12 protein-coding genes are annotated in these 13,789 nt (G+C 67.7%); 5 read left to right on the top strand and 7 right to left on the bottom strand.

The genetic code is table 11. From position 1 onward, the window contains the following. Nucleotides 1-172 precede the first annotated feature (172 nt). The 6 genes from mdoH to queF all read right to left on the bottom strand — a co-directional run bounded on the left by mdoH (nucleotide 173) and on the right by queF (nucleotide 8,403). Complete coding sequence (gene mdoH, locus Q8O26_RS18740) at nucleotides 173-2,371, bottom strand: glucans biosynthesis glucosyltransferase MdoH (protein WP_305578381.1); 2,199 nt, start codon at nucleotides 2,369-2,371, stop codon at nucleotides 173-175. Then, nucleotides 2,347-3,900: a glucan biosynthesis protein gene (locus Q8O26_RS18735; RefSeq protein ID WP_305578379.1), complete on the bottom strand. Its 1,554-nt coding sequence runs from the start codon at nucleotides 3,898-3,900 to the stop codon at nucleotides 2,347-2,349. Before Q8O26_RS18735 ends, mdoH begins: the two co-directional genes overlap by 25 nt. 80 nt (nucleotides 3,901-3,980) lie before the next feature. Then, nucleotides 3,981-4,958, bottom strand: a complete 978-nt coding sequence (locus tag Q8O26_RS18730) for a DMT family transporter (RefSeq protein WP_305578377.1) — start codon at nucleotides 4,956-4,958, stop codon at nucleotides 3,981-3,983. Nucleotides 4,959-5,092: 134 nt separating this feature from the next. Then, the gene (gene pimA, locus Q8O26_RS18725; protein ID WP_305578375.1) at nucleotides 5,093-6,751 is read right to left on the bottom strand and encodes a dicarboxylate--CoA ligase PimA; all 1,659 of its coding nucleotides are present in this window, start codon (nucleotides 6,749-6,751) and stop codon (nucleotides 5,093-5,095) included. Between the two features lie 100 nt (nucleotides 6,752-6,851). Next, nucleotides 6,852-7,814, bottom strand: coding sequence for a hypothetical protein (locus tag Q8O26_RS18720; protein WP_305578373.1), 963 nt, complete (start codon nucleotides 7,812-7,814; stop codon nucleotides 6,852-6,854). 142 nt (nucleotides 7,815-7,956) lie between these two features. Further along, complete coding sequence (gene queF / locus Q8O26_RS18715; RefSeq protein WP_305578371.1) at nucleotides 7,957-8,403, bottom strand: preQ(1) synthase; 447 nt, start codon at nucleotides 8,401-8,403, stop codon at nucleotides 7,957-7,959. 193 nt (nucleotides 8,404-8,596) lie between these two features. Here queF and eno point away from each other — a divergent pair, with 193 nt between their 5' ends. Continuing rightward, on the top strand, nucleotides 8,597-9,880 hold the full coding sequence (gene eno, locus Q8O26_RS18710) for a phosphopyruvate hydratase (protein ID WP_305578369.1): 1,284 nt from the start codon (nucleotides 8,597-8,599) through the stop codon (nucleotides 9,878-9,880). A 76-nt stretch (nucleotides 9,881-9,956) separates the two neighbouring features. Here the strand turns inward: eno and Q8O26_RS18705 are convergent, their stop codons facing one another. Then, entirely contained in the window at nucleotides 9,957-10,637 is a 681-nt protein-coding gene (locus tag Q8O26_RS18705; protein ID WP_305578367.1) for a YbjN domain-containing protein, read from the bottom strand. 202 nt (nucleotides 10,638-10,839) lie between these two features. On the opposite strand from Q8O26_RS18705, the gene Q8O26_RS18700 reads away from it, so the two are divergent. From Q8O26_RS18700 to Q8O26_RS18685, 4 genes are all read left to right on the top strand, one after another. Further along, nucleotides 10,840-11,781, top strand: a complete 942-nt coding sequence (locus Q8O26_RS18700) for a DMT family transporter (RefSeq protein WP_305578365.1) — start codon at nucleotides 10,840-10,842, stop codon at nucleotides 11,779-11,781. Nucleotides 11,782-11,788: 7 nt separating this feature from the next. Further along, nucleotides 11,789-12,106, top strand: coding sequence for a septum formation initiator family protein (locus tag Q8O26_RS18695; RefSeq protein ID WP_305578363.1), 318 nt, complete (start codon nucleotides 11,789-11,791; stop codon nucleotides 12,104-12,106). 330 nt (nucleotides 12,107-12,436) lie between these two features. After that, nucleotides 12,437-13,402: a pyruvate dehydrogenase (acetyl-transferring) E1 component subunit alpha gene (gene pdhA, locus Q8O26_RS18690; RefSeq protein ID WP_305578467.1), complete on the top strand. Its 966-nt coding sequence runs from the start codon at nucleotides 12,437-12,439 to the stop codon at nucleotides 13,400-13,402. A gap of 80 nt (nucleotides 13,403-13,482) precedes the next feature. Beyond that, a partial coding sequence (locus Q8O26_RS18685) for a biotin/lipoyl-containing protein (RefSeq protein WP_305578361.1) occupies nucleotides 13,483-13,789 on the top strand: 307 nt, incomplete at its 3' end.

Below are 13,789 nucleotides of genomic sequence, written 5' to 3'. Positions count from 1 at the left end.
CCCCATGCGAAAGGCGAGGGAGCCGGCGTCATTGGCGGCTAAGCAAGCTGGCTATGGTCATGCAAGGCGGGTGCCACCGCCGATCCATCCGCAACCGGCGACGTGCTGCGAAGGAGGGCGCCGGGCACGACGGCGACTGCAACCGGAATAGGCGCGGCGTCGCGCCGCGAGCCTATTTTTGCGGCGCCGGTTCGGGATCGGCAGGTTTCGGGTGGGGCAGGGCGGCGAGCAGCGCGATCAGCGCCCGGTCGTGCAGCACCAGCATGGCCTCGCGGCCGGACAGCCATTGCCGCGCATCCTCGATCGACTGGGCATCGGTGAGTTTCGCCTCGGCGATGACCCGGTCGGTATCGACCTTGCCGCGGACCCGGGGCGGCGGCACCTGGATGATCTGCTGGTGCATGTCGCGGAACCCCGGATCGCCATGGACAAGGTCGAGCGCCTTGCCGTCCTCGAGCGCCAGGGCCTCGAACTCGCGCCCGAGCGCGAAGGCCCGCTCGGCGATGGCCGGCGGGCTCGATTCTTCGGGGATCAGCAGAAGCCTGAGGCGCCGCAGGCTCCAGCCGATCGCCGCCGAGGCCGAGGCCCAGGAGGTCGGGATGGCGAGCCAGAGCCCGATGATTGTCGGCGACATCCAGGCGAAGATATAGGGCGAGATCGAGAAGGCGGCGATCGCCGCGATGACGCCGAGCGCCGTATGCCGCCAGTGCCGCTGGACGATGGCACGGAAGGGAATGGACCCGTCGTCGCGCCGCTGCGTCTTCCAGCCGGTATCGCGGCCGGACATGATGGAAGACACCGAACTCGCCTGGATCAGCATCATGACCGGCGCGATCAGCGCCGAGAGGATGATCTCCAGAAGCGTCGACAGCGTCAGCATGATGGCGCCGCCGCAGCCGCGCCGCGCCGGCCCGTTCACCAGCGTTACGAACCAGCCGAACACCTTCGGCGCCAGCAGGATCGCCATGGTGAGCAGGAACAGATTGAAGGCGCGCTCGGAATCGAAGACCGGCCAGGCCGGGAAGAGGGTGAACTGGCTGGTGAAATATTCCGGGCGGATGAACGCCGCCTGCAGGGCGAGGAACAGTCCGATGAGCAGCTGGATCAGCCACAACGGGCTCGAAACATAGCTCATGATGCCGGTGGCCAGGTGCTGGCGCGTCGCCCAGTGCAGCCCCTTGGCGCCGATGACACGGCTGTGCTGCAGGTTGCCTTGGCACCAGCGCCGGTCGCGGATGGCGAGGTCCATCAGAGAGGGCGGGCTCTCCTCGAACGAGCCGTCGAGATGGGTGAGCATGTAGACCGCGTAGCCGCGCCGGCGGATGAGGCCGGCTTCGACGAAGTCGTGGCTCAGGATGTGGCCGCCGAAGGGTGGCCTGCCCGGCAGGTCCGGCAGCCCGGCGGACGAGGCGAAGGCCTCCATCCGGATGATGGCGTTGTGGCCCCAGTAGTTGCTGTCACGGCCCGACCAGACCGCCAGGCCCGCCGCACAGACCGGTCCATAGACGCGCGCCGCGAACTGCTGAAGGCGGGCGATCAGCGTGTTGCGGTTGATGAGACGCGGCAGGGTCTGGATGATGCCGGCATCCGGGTCCCGCTCCATGGCGTCGGCGAGCGCCACGATCGTCTCGCCGGTCATCAGGCTGTCGGCGTCGAGCACGATCATATGGGCGTAGTTGCCGCCCCAGTTCATGACGAAATCGGCGATGTTGCCGGCCTTGCGCGCCGTGTTCTTCGGCCGGTGGCGATAGTGGATGGCGATGTCCGGCAACCGCTCGCGCAACGCCAGATAGGACCGCTCCTCGGCGATCCAGATGTCGGGATCGGTGGTGTCGGACAGGAAGAAGAAGTCGAAGGCGGCCCCGTGACCGGTGGCCACGACGTCTTCGGCGATCGCCTGGACCGTGCCGAAGACCCGCGCCGGGCTCTCGTTGTAGATCGGCATGACCACCGCCGTCCGCTCCGCCAGGGTGGCGGGCAGCACCGGCTTGCGGTTGAGACCGTGGCGCAGAAGGTCGCCCAGCCCCAGCAGGCCCGTCGTGAAGGCCAGCGCGATCCAGGAGAAGTTGACCACGAAGAAGACGAGGAAGGCCCATTCCAGCAGCGTCACGCCGCCGGCCTCGACCACCTTGTACATCTGCCAGCCGCCCGCCGCGGTGATCGCCGCCATGCCGCCGAAGGCGACGAGGCGTGAGAACCACGGGGTGCGCCACAGGTCGGGAGCCTTCAGCGGACGCCTCTCGCTGTCCCGCCAGCGCCGCAGCGACTGCGCCGGCATGGCGAGCGGCGCCGGGGCAGGCATGGCCGTGCGGTCACGCTGCACCGGCGAAACCGCGGGCCGTTCGGTCAGGGCGTCCATCGATAGAGCCATGTCTCGCTTTGGGCCTGTCCCTCGCGCTCCAGCACGAGCCTGAGTTCCACCTGATTGCTGGTCTCGGGGTCGAGATCGAAGCTGACCCGGTAGAGCCTGAGCTCCGGCACGAGCCGGCCGTCGACCGCGCTGACGCGGCCGCGCTGGTGGGTGAGATTGGCCCGCAGTCCGCCGGCCCTGGCCGGATCGGCGAACTCGTCGGAGGAAAAATCGACGAGGAAGCGACGACGGCGCCCGCCGCCCTGGGCCCGGCCCGTGCGGCTCGACGAGACGAAGGCGAAGGGCGGCCGCTCCGGCGGCGACCAGCACCAGTGCATCCGGTAGGTGAAGAAGTGCTCGGCGCCGCGGGCGAGCGGTGTGCGCGGGCGCCAATAGGCCAGGATGTTGCGGTTCATCTCGTCGTTGACCGGAATCTCGACGAGTTGCACCTGACCCTGGCCCCATTCGCCGAGGGGCTCGATCCAGACGCTGGGGCGGCGCTCGAAGCGTGCGTCGAGGTCGTTGAACGCCTCGAACCGACGGTCGCGCTGCAGCAGACCGAAACCACGCGGGTTCTGGTCGACGAAGGCCGAGACCTGCAGCGTCTCCGGATTGGTCACCGGCCGCCAGATCCACTCGCCGTTGCCGTTCCAGACCTGCAGGCCCTGCGCTTCGTGGACGCCGCCGCGCACGTCGTCGATATTGGTCCTGTCGTTCGGCGCGAACAGGTAGTTGGCGGTCATCGGAGCGATGCCGATATGCTGCAGGTCGACGCGAGGGAACAGCGTCACCTCCACGTCGCATACCGTCGTGTCACCGGGCCGCACCGAGAAGCGGTAGAGGCCCGTGACGCTGTCCGAATCGAGCAGGGCATGGACGACAATGCTCGCCGCGCCCGGGCCCGGCCGCTCGATCCAGAAATGGCGGAACGCGGAATATTCCTCGCCCTGCGCTTCAGCGACGTTGAGCGTCAGGGCCCGCGCCATGATGCCGAAGACCTGGCCCTTGGCGAGGGCGCGGAACAGGCTGGCGCCCTGGAAGACGAGGGCCTCGTCCGTCGGCGTGTCGCCGTTGAGGGCGGTGAAAGCGCGGAACCCCGAATAGGGCACGACGGCATCGGCGGGCAGCGGCGGAACCTGGCCGAAATGATACTGATCGCCGGCAAAGCGGTTGTCACGAATGATGCCGCCGTCGACGGTGCGGATCGTCACCGGGTTGGTGAAGACGTTGCCGGTGGGCAGAAGGTCGAGGGTGAAGCCGCGATTCTCACCGGCCCAGATCCGCTGCTCCGGCTTCATGCGGATGTGGCGATACTGGTCGAGAGTGAGCTGGGTCAGCGCCCGTGGCACCTCGTTGCGCGGCGCCTGGTGCGCCACCCGCGACACCTCGCGGGCATAGGCCAGCAAAGCGTCACGCGAGATCGGCTGGCCGTCAGACACCGCGGCGAGGGACGCCTGCAGAGGCGACGACTGGGCATCCGCGTTTCGGGTCAGCGTCAAAGCTGCCGGCGCGGCCAGGAGAGATGCAAGGAGGGCGCGGCGGCTCGGCATGTTGTCGACGATCGGAGGGCGTTCCGGGCGGATGAAGGTTCGGGAGTAAACCGTGAGAGTGCACGGCCTTATAGCCCAAATTAGGGCGTTGACGAGGGGGGAGGAACGCTCTCCTGCACGACAAATTTGCGCCGGAAGGTCTGCCGGGCCATGACGACGATATCCTGCGGGACGGTGGCGGCCACCAGCCCAACGAGGACGAGGGCCATGCCGGCGAAATGGTGGGGCTGCAACGCCTCGCCGAGGAAAAGCACGGACAGCCCGACACCATAGACGGGCAGCAGATAGAGAAAGCACGAGGTCACCGCAGGCCCGACGATCTTGACGCCGTACTGGTAGAGCGAGAAGGCGCCCACCGCCGAGAACAGGGCGAGCCCGAAAACGCCGGCCCAGAGCCAGACCGTGCGGGGTGAACCGCCGACCATTGCGAGTTCGGCAGCCGAGAACGGCGCCAGTGCGACGACGCCGGCTATCGCGATGGCGGTGAAGAGCGGCATGGTCGGAAGGGTCGCCAGCCCGTCGTTCCGCAGCACCAGCGAATAGACCGCCCAGGCAAGCGCCGCTGCGGCGATGCCGAGATCGCCGAGATTGAGGTCGAGCCGGGCGAGGGCGGAGGGATCGCCCTTCAGCACGATGACGGTGACGCCGGCGACGGCGATGAGAACACCGGCGAGCCGCAGCCATGACAGGGGCTTGCCGTGGATGAAGCGCTCGATGAGCAGCACGAGCACCGGCGAGGTCGTATAGATCAGCGTTCCGTTCGTCGCCGTGGTCAGTCCGAGTGCCCAATAGACACCCGCGCCGCAGATCCACATGCCGAGAAAACCGAGCAGGGCGATTCGTCGCCAGTGCAGGGCCAGCGTCGCGGCGTTATGGCGAAGCCCGTCGATGGTGAAGGGCAGGAGGATGAGCACGGCGACGCCCCAGCGCAGCAGGGCGAGGGTGAAGGGCGGTACCGCATCACCCATGGCGCGGGCGATGACGAGATTGGAGGAAAAGAACAGCGGCATGGCGAGCAGCAGCCAATAGGCGCGTCTGGCCTCGCTCGATGTCGCCATGGAAAATGCTCCGGCCGAGCGTTCCGCCCCGCACGACACTGTCAGCACGGAAGGCCGAAACGGGCAAGCGCAGCCCCGACATGGGACGCGGTGAAAGTGGAAAAACGTGACGGGCTCTTGTGACCGAAGCCGGCTCAGCATGCCGTCCGGATCTCACTCCGCAGTTCCGCTCGGGAAAGTTTGCCGACGGTGGTCTTGGGGAGCGCGTCGCGGAACTCGAGCGCCTGCGGCATCTCGTGGCGTCCGACCTTGTCCTTGAGAAAGGCCTGGAGGTCTTCGAGCGAAAACGGGCTGGCCCCAGCCCGCAGGGTGACGAAGGCCTTGGCGGTCTCGCCCCGATAGGTGTCCGGCACGCCGAGGACAATGACCTCCGCCACGGCCGGATGCTCGTAGACGGCCTGCTCGATCATCTGCGGATAGACGTTGAAGCCCCCGGAGATGATCATGTCCTTCTTGCGGTCGACGATGAAGAAGAACCCGTCCTCATCCATGTAGCCGATGTCGCCGGTGAGGAACCACCCGTCGGCATAGGAGGCAGCGGTCTCCTCCGGCCGGTTCCAGTAGCCGCGCGTTACATTCGGGCCCCGGATGCGGATCTCGCCGATCTCGCCGGTCGGCAGCACCTTGTGCGGGTCGTCCAGGGCGCAGATGTCCATCTCCAGGCCGGGCAGCGGCAGGCCGATCGTGCCAGGCTTCGGCATTCCGTAATTCGGCACGTTGGTGCCTGAGGGCGAGGTTTCGGTCATGCCCCAGCCGCCGGTCAGGCGGAAACCCGCGCGCTCCTCGAACCGCCGGGCGATCTCGACCGGCAGCGGAGCGCCGCCCGACGCGGCATAGATCAGCGAGGAAAGGTCGGCGGTCACGAAACGCGGATGGTTGACCAGAGCGATCCACATGGTCGGCACGCCGGGAAAGATCGTCGCCCGCCGCTTCTCGAAATCGTCGAAGGTCTGGTCGGGGTCGAATCGCATGCGCAGCAGCATGCAGGACCCCCGGGTGATCTGGCGCAGCATGACGCTGGTCAGCGCGTAGATGTGAAACAGCGGCAGGACCAGGATAACCCTGTCCTTGGCCGGATCGCCGGAGGGGAGCGCTGCCTGCCAGGCGTCGTAGATCGACACGGCGGAGGTGATGTTCTTGTGGCTCAGCATGGCGCCCTTGGGCATGCCGGTCGTGCCGCCGGTGTATTGCAGCAGCGCCACGTCTTCCGGCGCGACCTCCGGCCATGCGTCCGGCTGGGTGGCGCCGGCGACGAAATCGGCGAAGGTCACGACGCCCGGTTTGTCGGGGATCGGCAGGGTGGCGAGGCCCGACGTGCCGAAGTCCGCATCCTCGACGACGATCAGCCGGTCGATCAGGCCCTGCTCGTGCAGCTTCAGCGCCATGCCGAAGAGCGGCGCGATGTTCGAGGTGACGAGCGTGCGCGCCCCGGCGTCGCGCAGCTTGTAGGCGAGGACGCGCTCGGCATCGAGCGGTGAGAGATGGACCAGCCGGACGCCGGCCTTGGCCGCGCCGAAGAAGCTGATCGGATGGGTCGGCATGTTCGGCAGGTAGAGCGCGATGGTGTCGCCTGCACCGAGCCCGGCGCCGAGCAGCGCCGCCCCGAACCCGCGGACACGCTCTCCGAGGTCGCGGTAGGTGATGACACTGTCACGGAACTCGAAGGCGGCACGCTCGGCGAAGCTATCCGTCGCCTCGTCAACCAGCCGGCCGAGGGTCGTGATCTTGATCGGCGTGTCCCACCGGACGCCGTCTGGGTAGGACTTTTCCCAAGCGAAAGGCCTGGATGCCATGCGAATTCCTCCCTGACGGCAGACTTGCACGGCCGGGCCGCTGTCCGCTCTTCGGATATGGATGCGATGAGGCAGCCCGTCGGGCCGCCGCCTGTGCCTGTCAGCGCAGAGCCAGTCTTTGTCCGTCGAAAACCGTCGGTTTGCAATTCACCCCTGCGAGGGAGAGCGTCGCGCAGAGCCGCGCCGCGGCATTGGCGTTGGACAGGGGGCCTGCGACGAGCCGGAGTTCGAGCCCGCCGGTGCCGCCGCCTTCCTGGATGGAGACGACCGGCCGAAGGCCCTCGAGAACCGGCCCGTGCTGGGCGCGCAATTGCTGCCAGCGGCTCCGCAGCCCGTCGATCGAGGGGTCGCCGGCGAGGTCGACCCCGAATTCGGTCCGGATCGCGGTCGAGTCCTGAGCCTCGGGCGGCATGGTTACGGCAGGTGCTGCTGCGATCGGCGGGGCCGGCGGTGTCGCAGGCGCCAGCGGCGAGGGCACCGGCACCGGTGCGCTCGACAGCGCCGCAGAAACTGTCACAGGCGGCGACGACAAGGAGCCTGATGCGGCGGTGCCGGCTGACACCGAGGCGCTGGAAACCGGACCGGTCGCCGGCAGAACCGTGGGTGCGGCCGGAGCAATGACCCGAACGCCGGGGCGCGGCGCGCCGGTCGCCTCGACGCGGGGAATGGAGGCCGTCACGTCGCGGGGAATGGACGCCGTCACATCGCCGACCGTGCGCTCGACGCTGGCGAGCCGATCCATCAGGGTTTCGCGTTCCGCCGCGAGGACGCGGATCTGGTCGGCGAGCCGGCGCGTCTCATAGACTAGCAGCGGATCGGAAGCGGCGGGACGCGGCGGTTCCGTCCGGGCTTGCTGCACGAACGGAGCCGGTCCTCCCAGCCGGGCGAAGCGCTCGATGCCGGCATCGGTGCGCGCCGCGAGAAGGGCGGCGGAAACGGCGAGCAGGGCGACCCCCGCCCATGTCAGGAGGCGTGCGTAATTGGGCGGCGGAGGCTCGTCGGTCAGCCCGTCGAGCCTCACCGGAAGATCGGGAGCATCCTGGTCGCGTTTTGCCTTCAGCATGACGGACCAGCTTTCGCTGATTCGACCCGTCGGCGTCCATCGGATCAGAGGTTGTAGCGGACCCCCGGTACGGAAAATCGTGCTGAAAAGTCAATTCCCTAGCGTTACGTCGGGGCTCCGGAGCCGGCTTCGGCCCCGGCGTTCACCCCCGCCCGCGGTAGGGCGCCACGCCCTGGTCGGGAAGCCAGACGCCGTCGAGCGGCGCGCCGGTCTGCCAGAACACGTCGATGGGAATGCCGCCGCGCGGGTACCAGTAGCCGCCGATGCGCAGCCAGCGGGGGCCGAGCAGGTCGCGCAGCCGCTTGCCGATCGCCACGGTGCAATCCTCGTGGAAGGCGCCGTGGTTGCGGAACGCCGAGAGGTAGAGCTTCAGCGACTTCGACTCGACCAGCCAGTCGCCCGGCACATAGTCGATAACGAGATGGGCGAAGTCGGGCTGCCCCGTCACCGGGCAGAGCGAGGTGAATTCCGGCACGACGAACCGCGCTACGTAATAGGTGTCGGGGTGCGGGTTCGGCACCCGGTCGAGGTCGGCTTCCTCCGGAGAGGCGGCAATGCCGACGGTCTTGCCCAGCATCAGATCGGCCATGGTCGTCGTCCTGTTCGGCCCAGCGATCGGCGGGCCATCGGGTGTTCGGCAGGCGTGATAGCAGATCGGCCGGCACGATGGAAAACCCGGCGGCGAGGGCGCCCGGCAGCCATGACGCGCCGCGCCGCTTGAACCGGACGCGCCATGCTGTAGAAGGCCGGCATTCCCACCGCCGCTTGCCGGAGAGGCTGCCATGACCGCCATCGTCGACATCATCGCCCGCGAAATCCTCGACAGCCGCGGCAACCCGACGGTGGAGGTCGACGTGCTGCTCGACGACGGCGCGAAGGGGCGGGCGGCGGTGCCCTCTGGCGCCTCTACGGGCGCGCACGAGGCGGTCGAACTGCGCGACGGCGACAGGAAGCGCTATCTCGGCAAGGGCGTGACCAGGGCGATCGACGCGGTCAACGGCGAGCTCTTCGACGCACTTTCTGGCCTCGATGCCACCAACCAGGTGCAGATCGACCAGACGATGATCGCCCTCGACGGTACCGAGAACAAGTCGCGGCTCGGCGCCAACGCCATCCTCGGCGTCTCGCTTGCCACCGCCAAGGCGGCGGCCATCTCCCGCGAACTGCCGCTCTACAAATATGTCGGCGGCGCTTTCTCCCACGTCCTGCCCGTGCCGATGATGAACATCGTCAACGGCGGCGCTCATGCCGACAATCCGATCGACTTCCAGGAATTCATGATCATGCCGGTGGGGGCCAAGACCTTCGCCGAGGCCGTGCGCATGGGCTCCGAAGTGTTCCACACGCTGAAGGCGGCGCTGAAGGCCGACGGCCACAACACCAATGTCGGAGACGAGGGCGGCTTCGCCCCCAACCTGAAATCGGCCCAGGCGGCCCTCGACTTCGTCATGACCGCCATCGACAAGGCCGGCTACAAGGCCGGCGACGACATCGTCATCGCCCTCGACTGCGCCGCCACCGAGTTCTTCAAGGACGGCGCCTATGCCTACGAGGGCGAGCGCAAGACCCGCGACCCCAAGGCCCAGGCCAAATATCTCGCCAAGCTCGTCGCCGACTATCCGATCCTCTCCATCGAGGACGGCATGTCCGAAGACGATCTGGACGGCTGGAAGATCCTCACCGACCTCGTCGGCAGCAAATGCCAGCTAGTCGGCGATGACCTCTTCGTCACCAACACCAGGCGTCTGTCGATGGGCATCGACAAGGGCCTCGGCAACTCGATCCTGGTCAAGGTCAACCAGATCGGCACGCTGACCGAGACCCTGGCTGCGGTCTCCATGGCGCACAATGCCGCCTACACCGCTGTCATGTCGCACCGCTCCGGCGAGACCGAGGATTGCACCATCGCCGATCTCGCGGTGGCCACCAATTGCGGACAGATCAAGACCGGGTCGCTGGCACGCTCCGACCGCACCGCCAAGTACAACCAGCTCATCCGTATCGAGGAAGAGCTCGGACCCCAGGCGCGCTATGCCGGCCGCGGCGCCCTCAAGGTCAAGGCCTGAACCTTCGGCAGAGGCCCGGCGGGTCGGGTGTGTGATTGACGGCGGGCCTTGTGCCCGCCGTTGTCGTTCCAGCCGTTCAGGTGCGGCGCTCGCCTGGCACGTCGCCTGTCGATCCCTTGCCGCTCGGCTGGGGCTGCCCGGGGACGGCGGGCGTCAATCCAGGCGTCGTTGATCGCCCGCCACCAGGCATGCCGGGCGATAGCGACCGTCCCCCATTGCCGGCATCGGGGGCGGCCGGCGCATCGTTGCGCGGCGTGAACCGGTCGAAGGCGGTCAGCATGGTCTGGAAGGTCGCGACGGATTCGGACACGAAGCCGACGGTCACGCCGCCGTCGAAATCGACATCCCATTCCAGGATCAGGTCGCCGTCACTGTCGAGATAGGCCTTGGCGAAGCGCTTCTCGAGGTTCCAGGCATTGACGAAGGCGAGGGTGAACCGCTCGTGGCGTCGGAACACGGTCCGGTACTGGATCGACTGGCAGCCCTCGTCGGTGCAGGCATAAAAATGGACCGAGGTGCGGCGGTTGCCGACCTCCGTTCGGACGCGCGTCCGGTTGTTCTCCCTGATGACCTCCGCCGGATTGCCACGATCGCGCAGCACCGCCGCCATCTGGTCGGGCTGAATTCGCGCCAGCGTCGTGGCCGCCATGTCGGATCGCGGTGGGCGCTTCTGCGCCTGCGCACCGGTGGCGAAACCGGTCGCGGCGAGGATCGCGACCGTCGCCCACAGGGCGAGAGGCGACGTGGGTCGGGGCATGGTCGGCTCCTGGGCGCGGCTGCGCCTGACGGCGCGATCGGGCCAGGGTCGCCTGCCGGCATTTCCGCGCGGTGGCGCAGTGGCGGCCACCATGTTGCGTCAAGCGCCGGCGATGCGCTGGCCGACGCTGGCCGCCGGCGCACATGGTTGCGATGCACACAAACCCATTGCGGCAGCGCGATGGTTCGCCACAGGGTGTTCCGTGCCTGTGATCGCCCCCCGCCGCCTCGCCCTCCTTGCCATGTTCGCGGCCGTCACCATCTATGGCGGCCAGTTCGTCTCGGTGCGCTGGGGCCTGCAGTCCGGCCTCTCGGCCTACGACATGGCGGCGCTGCGCTTCATTTTCGCCGCGGCGGTGATGGCACCCTTCTTCGTGCGTGCGGGGATCGTCGACTGCGCCGGCCTCGGCTGGGGCAAGGGCCTCGCCCTGGCGCTGACCGGCGGCGTGCCGCTCACCGTGCTGTCCAATATCGGGCTGAACTATGCGCCGGCGGCCCATGCCTCCGCCATCCAGCCCGGAATGGTGGCAGTGACGGCGACGACGCTCGCCTATCTCGGCATGCGGGCGCGCGTGCCCTTCGGGGCGATGATCGGCTTCTCCATAGTCCTGTCGGGCCTCGCCGCCATCGCCGTCGCGGGCTCCTCCGGCCAGGAGGGACCGCTGACCGTGCTCGGCGACCTGATCTTCGTCTTCTGCGGCGTCGGCTGGGGCATCTTCACCTGGCTCTGCGGCCGCTGGCAGGTGCCGTCGGTGGTTGGCGCCTCCATCGTCTCGACCCTCTCGGCGGTCGCCTTCCTGCCCATCTATTTCGGCTTCCTCGAGCCGAGCCTCGACGCCGTGACCTGGCCGATCCTGCTCTTCCACGGGATCAACCAGGGCGTCCTCAACATCGCGCTCGGCCTGTTGCTGTGGACCTATGGCACCCGCACGCTCGGCGTCGCTGTCGCCGCCCGGTTCCCGCCGATGATTCCTGTCCTCGGCACGCTCATCGGCATTCCTGCCCTTGGCGAGATCCCGACGCCGCTCGCCGCCCTCGGCGTCGCCGGCATCGTCCTCGGTCTGCTGATTGCTGCCGTAGCCGGCACCGGCAAGGCCCGCCCTTCAGCAAGCGTTAACGCTCCCGAAACCGCCGATCGAGCATGATGCCGCCATGGTCGTGCGCACGAGACGTCAGCGGATTCTCCAGGCGATGGGGCTCTATGCAGCCGCCGCCGCGCTGATCGCCTATTTCGGCTTCCACGCCTATCACGGCGAGCGCGGTATCCACGCCAAGCAGCAGCTCATCGTCCAGATCGACGACCTCGGCGGCCAGCTCGCGACCCTGCGTAAGGAGAGGGCCGACGTCGCCCGCCGCGTCTCCCTGCTGCGCGCCGAAGCCATCGATCCCGACATGCTGGACGAGAGGGCGCGCGAGATCCTGAATTTCGTCGATCCCCGCGATCTCGTGCTGATCATGGGCCGGCGCTGAGCGTCTGGCCGCGTCGTGAACCGAAAATCGGTTGACGCCCATTCCTGAACCAACTTCCGGTTAAGTCCATGATTGCGTTGCAATGCCAATGGTTTGTGCATTGCACAACGGACCTGGCGGCGCCCTTCCCAGGGGGCGGGGGAGACGCTACATGTTGGGTCAGCACTCAATGCGAAGGGGACACCGATGGCTGCAACCCGGACCAAGGCCGCGCCCGCCGCCGTGAAAGCGGCGAGCAAGACATCGGAAGGTTCGGCCAAGGCGTCACGTCCACCGGCCGCCACCAAGGCCGCGGGCCGCGCGCCCTCGACGAAATCCGCGACGGCCAAGATGCCGGCCCTGACGAAGGACCAGGAGCTCTCCGCCTACCGCGAGATGCTGCTCATCCGCCGCTTCGAGGAGAAGGCCGGCCAGATGTACGGCATGGGCCTCATCGGCGGCTTCTGCCACCTTTATATCGGCCAGGAAGCGGTCGTGGTCGGCATGCAGATGGCATCGAAGGCCGGCGACCAGGTGATCACCGGCTATCGCGACCACGGCCACATGCTCGCCACCGGCATGAGCGCCAACGGCGTCATGGCCGAACTGACCGGCCGGCGCGGCGGCTATTCCCGCGGCAAGGGCGGATCGATGCACATGTTCTCCGCCGAGAAACATTTCTACGGCGGTCACGGCATCGTCGGCGCCCAGGTCTCGCTCGGCACCGGCCTCGCCTTCGCCAACCGCTACCGCGGCAACGACAACGTCTCGCTGACCTATTTCGGCGACGGCGCGGCCAACCAGGGCCAGGTCTACGAGAGCTTCAACATGGCCGCGCTCTGGAAGCTGCCGGTCATCTACATCATCGAGAACAACCGCTACGCCATGGGCACGGCGGTGAACCGCGCCTCGGCCCAGACCGACTTCTCCCGCCGCGGCCTGTCCTTCAACATTCCCGGCGAGCAGGTCGACGGCATGGACATCCGCGAGACCTATGCGGCGGGCCTTCGCGCCATGGAATGGTGCCGGTCGGGGAAGGGTCCCTACATCCTCGAGATGCAGACCTATCGCTACCGCGGCCATTCCATGTCCGACCCGGCCAAGTACCGGTCGAAGGACGAGGTGCAGAAGATGCGCACCGAGCACGACCCTATCGAGCAGGTGCGCGAGCGGCTGCTGCTGGAGTGGAAGATCTCCGAGGAAGAGCTGAAGAAGATCGATGCCGGCGTGCGCGACATCGTCGCCGAGAGCGCCGAATTCGCCACCAACGATCCCGAGCCGGATCCCTCCGAGCTCTGGACCGACATCCTGAAGTGAGGGGCCGGCGGGCATTCTCGACCGCCCGCGGCATCCTCATCGCATCGCCCTTTTGCTGACCTCCTGACCGGAAGCCTTTCATGCCAGTCAACATCCTGATGCCGGCGCTGTCGCCCACGATGGAGAAGGGCAACCTTGCCAAGTGGACCAAGAAGGAAGGCGACAACGTCAAGCCCGGCGACGTCATCGCCGAGATCGAGACCGACAAGGCCACCATGGAGGTGGAGGCGGTCGACGAGGGTATCCTCGCCAGGATCCTCGTCGCAGAGGGCACACAGGACGTCGCGGTGAACGAGATCATCGCGGTGCTGACGCAGGACGGCGAGGACGCCTCCGCCGGCAGTGCTCCGGCGCCGGCCGCCAAGGTGCAACCGGCCGCCGAGGCCG

Source organism: Phreatobacter sp. (assembly GCF_030691135.1).
Classification (GTDB): Bacteria; Pseudomonadota; Alphaproteobacteria; order Rhizobiales; family Phreatobacteraceae; genus Phreatobacter.
Note: the sequence above shows the minus strand (reverse complement) of the source record. Positions and strands in the feature narration are given on the sequence as shown.

Bases quoted from the DNA above. Each gene is read 5' to 3' on its own strand.
- mdoH (WP_305578381.1), bottom strand. From the start codon at position 2,371: ATGGCTCTATCGATGGACGCCCTGACCGAACGGCCCGCGGTTTCGCCG.
- pdhA (WP_305578467.1), top strand. From the start codon at position 12,437: ATGCCGGCCCTGACGAAGGACCAGGAGCTCTCCGCCTACCGCGAGATG.
- Q8O26_RS18730 (WP_305578377.1), bottom strand. From the start codon at position 4,958: ATGGCGACATCGAGCGAGGCCAGACGCGCCTATTGGCTGCTGCTCGCC.
- eno (WP_305578369.1), top strand. From the start codon at position 8,597: ATGACCGCCATCGTCGACATCATCGCCCGCGAAATCCTCGACAGCCGC.
- Q8O26_RS18705 (WP_305578367.1), bottom strand. From the start codon at position 10,637: ATGCCCCGACCCACGTCGCCTCTCGCCCTGTGGGCGACGGTCGCGATC.
- queF (WP_305578371.1), bottom strand. From the start codon at position 8,403: ATGGCCGATCTGATGCTGGGCAAGACCGTCGGCATTGCCGCCTCTCCG.
- Q8O26_RS18695 (WP_305578363.1), top strand. From the start codon at position 11,789: ATGGTCGTGCGCACGAGACGTCAGCGGATTCTCCAGGCGATGGGGCTC.
- Q8O26_RS18720 (WP_305578373.1), bottom strand. From the start codon at position 7,814: ATGCTGAAGGCAAAACGCGACCAGGATGCTCCCGATCTTCCGGTGAGG.
- pimA (WP_305578375.1), bottom strand. From the start codon at position 6,751: ATGGCATCCAGGCCTTTCGCTTGGGAAAAGTCCTACCCAGACGGCGTC.
- Q8O26_RS18735 (WP_305578379.1), bottom strand. From the start codon at position 3,900: ATGCCGAGCCGCCGCGCCCTCCTTGCATCTCTCCTGGCCGCGCCGGCA.